General features: G+C 27.4%; 1 protein-coding gene. It reads right to left on the bottom strand.

The window, feature by feature from the left end; all coding sequences use genetic code 11:
- Positions 1–479 precede the first annotated feature (479 nt).
- Positions 480–853 (bottom strand): gp53-like domain-containing protein (locus V2H77_RS00275; protein WP_341497209.1); only part of this gene is annotated, 374 nt, incomplete at its 5' end.

The following is an 853-nucleotide window of genomic DNA, read 5'->3' as shown; positions in this document are numbered from 1 at the left end:
ACAATAAATCGTTTAACATATTGTTATCGAAAGTATATTCAAGATGTTTATATTTCACGTCTGGAAATTATTTTATCTTATTTATTTTAGGAAATTATTTTAGGAAATTTTAAATATCTTTCATAAGTATTGTTAAAATACATGGTGTAAAAATATTAGCTACGAAAGTATTATAATTTTGTCTTTTGGTTAGGTTATTATATTTGTTTTATATTATGTTCCATAAGTATAGAGGATATATCCAGTATTAACTTAGTGGTAATATAATCGGGTACAAACCTAGTCTTCAAACTCTAACTTTCTTTATGTTTTTATTGGTTCATATTATACTCCTAAAGTTAAGTGATAATTTTTATAAATAATATATGGAATTATTGTAAAAATAATTCCATATCTAATATACTGAATACATGGGTTTTATTGTTTATAATTTTCCGCTAATTTTAATGAAGTAATTGTAGTGGTTTGATTTTATTAAATTAATATCCTACTGCTCTAAAATATGTCAGAACATAAGGTTGGCTGTCATTTATGCCTCTATAACATTTGAACTGCTGTTGATTTTCTACGATTACTGAAAATATGCCTGCTGACTGAGGGCCATAACCAAAATGAGTTAATGTGACATTAAGACATTTATTTGGAAACGGTATTGGAAAATTATTCAAATATCCACCATAAGAAGCATTACCCATTCCCCACATTTCAATTAAACCTGACGGTAATTTTTGCCAGCCATTCTGAGTTAAATTTGCAGTGAAAGACGACATATTTGGAATCTGATTAATTCTATCATTTATATCGGAGACAAGTTTCTGAGTTGCAGCCAATGTATTACTATTGCCAACCACAT

This window comes from Photorhabdus sp. P32, from assembly GCF_038085095.1.
Lineage (GTDB): Bacteria > Pseudomonadota > Gammaproteobacteria > Enterobacterales > Enterobacteriaceae > Photorhabdus > Photorhabdus luminescens.
Note: the sequence above shows the minus strand (reverse complement) of the source record. Positions and strands in the feature narration are given on the sequence as shown.